Here is a 2,271-nt window from a genome sequence, read left to right on the forward strand (position 1 = left end):
ATGTTAATTATAGGATACTCTCTCTTTTCTGTCATGGCTTAGATTGCGAAGCAATCATATTGTTTTTTATATCAATTAATCGTTTGATTTAGGTGATAATTTGAATTCTAATGTGATATTTTTGTCACTTATCTATTCTTTATTAAAAAAGGTGTTAATGAATCTGATTTGGATTCATTAACACCTAAAAGTTTAAATATAAAAATAACATTATACGGCTGATCGTCTAATACTCTCAAATGGATTATCATGAGAAAATCTTACTAGAAAACGTGTGCCTTCACCTACGGAAGATTCTACATCAAGTTTAATTTGTAACTTCTTACTTATTTCTTTAGCTAAATACAATCCCATTCCAGTAGCTGAATGATGAAGTCTCCCATTTTCGCCTGTAAAGCCTTTATCAAATATGCGAGGAAGATCATGAGTTTGAATACCGAGTCCTTCATCTTTAATAATTAAGGAAACGAATTTATCTTCATGTAATCTAATATCAATAAATATATTTCCACCATTCGGACTGTATTGTATCGCATTAGTTAAAATTTGTCTCAGCATAAAGCCACACCATTTTTTATCAGTATACACAGTTGCGGTAGTGTGTCCGGTTAGCTCTATTGAAATATCTTTTTCCATAAACCAAGTAGACAACTCACGAATCTCTTCTTTCATTATATCTTGTACTACCTGCTTTTCGGGGAGTAAGTCTGAATCTAATTTGGGTAAGCGAGAAATATAGAGTTGTTTGTCAAGTAACAAGTGCATCCTTAACCAAGGAGCGTTCAGTTTTTGAGCTAACTCATTCGAACGATGACCATCTAACATAATTTTCATCGCTGTAAGAGGTGTTTTCATTTCATGAACCCATGAAGCAAGACCTGCTTGATCCATTTGTTGAGAGGATTGGTCTTCATTCCGTCTGTTTTTCTCATACTCATGAATGGTTTCTAATAGTGAAAAGATGACTTTATCTGGAAATCTACTTTGAGAAGACGGAATGCTTTCAAACCAGTCATCATCTATTACATTTATAGAGGCAAGTAAAGATTTATAATAAAAGGTTTCTCTTTTGTATCGCACTATAAAAAAAACAGTACTAATTATTAGAATGAGTCCATTTAAATAAATCAGTGAATCAGGTTCTACAGAAATACCCGTATCCAATAAAATTAAAGAGTTAGTTAGTATAAGGATCAACCCTATTAGACCAATCCAACTCTTTTTATAAGACAGATAAGCGAGAAACAATGTGACCCCTCCTAAAGTGTGATGGCCATATACCCTAGCCCTTTTTTCGTTACAATACCATTGTCTAATTCAATAGAAGAGAGCTTTTGTCTTAGACGAGTGATATTAGCAGTGAGTGTATTGTCATTTATAAACTGATCATCATCCCAGAGCATTCTCATCAATTCATGACGCGAAACAATCTCATTAGTGGATTTAACAAGTACCGAGAGAATCAAAAATTCGTTTTTGGTTAGTTCAACAGTTTTCCCTTCTTTATAAATAGATCCATTTTTTAAATCAATTACAGCTTTATTCCATTCTATAACATCAGACGATACTTCTTCATAGGTGTAAGTTCGTCGGAGATTGGCTTGGATCTTAGCGAGTAATACATCCATATTAAATGGTTTCTGAACATAATCATCTGCTCCAAGATTCATAGCCATCACCATATCCATCGGGTGATCTCTCGATGAGAGAAAAATGATAGGAACTTTTGATACAGAGCGTATCTCTCTACACCAATGAAAACCATCGTATTTAGGAAGCTGTATATCAATTATAACTAAGTGAGGACGAAGTGCTATAAAGTCATCCATTACTTTAGAAAAATCATCAGGGTATCTCACTTCATAAGACCACTGATTTAGGCTGTCTTTCAAAGCATCCAAGAGCAAAGTATCGTCCTCTATGATATAAATAGTCCTATTCATATTGCTTCCTTCCTCTCATGCATTTTTTGATAATAGGTAAATATATTCGTATTTTCATATTATCAGATAAGCTTACTTGCTATAGATTAGTGATAAACTATCAATAATACAAAGGCTTGTCAAGGTCTTATTCATCTCTGTACACATTTGAATCTTTGTACATAAAGATATTTTTAAACTATAAAAAAACTGCTTTATAAAAAATGTATTTAGACAAACTCTCAAAATATTATGTATTTTCTCAACTCTTCCTGTATACTTGTTTATGGCAATATAAAAGTAGATAGTATTGCAACGAAAATCTTAGAAGCTTGAACAAACAAAAAAG

At 32.6% G+C, this 2,271-nt stretch carries 2 protein-coding genes; both read right to left on the reverse strand.

The annotated features are described in order from the left end of the window. Positions 1 to 210: 210 nt before the first annotated feature. Entirely contained in the window at positions 211 to 1,248 is a 1,038-nt protein-coding gene (locus ABDZ53_RS00490; RefSeq protein WP_343752884.1) for a sensor histidine kinase, read from the reverse strand. An 11-nt stretch (positions 1,249 to 1,259) separates the two neighbouring features. Next, positions 1,260 to 1,943: a response regulator transcription factor gene (locus ABDZ53_RS00495; protein ID WP_343752886.1), complete on the reverse strand. Its 684-nt coding sequence runs from the start codon at positions 1,941 to 1,943 to the stop codon at positions 1,260 to 1,262. Between the last annotated feature and the right edge of the window lie 328 nt (positions 1,944 to 2,271).

Origin of the sequence: Alkalibacterium iburiense (assembly GCF_039521845.1) — a bacterium.
In the GTDB taxonomy this organism is placed as follows: domain Bacteria; phylum Bacillota; class Bacilli; order Lactobacillales; family Carnobacteriaceae_A; genus Alkalibacterium; species Alkalibacterium iburiense.

Bases quoted from the DNA above. Each gene is read 5' to 3' on its own strand.
- ABDZ53_RS00495 (WP_343752886.1), bottom strand. From the start codon at position 1,943: ATGAATAGGACTATTTATATCATAGAGGACGATACTTTGCTCTTGGAT.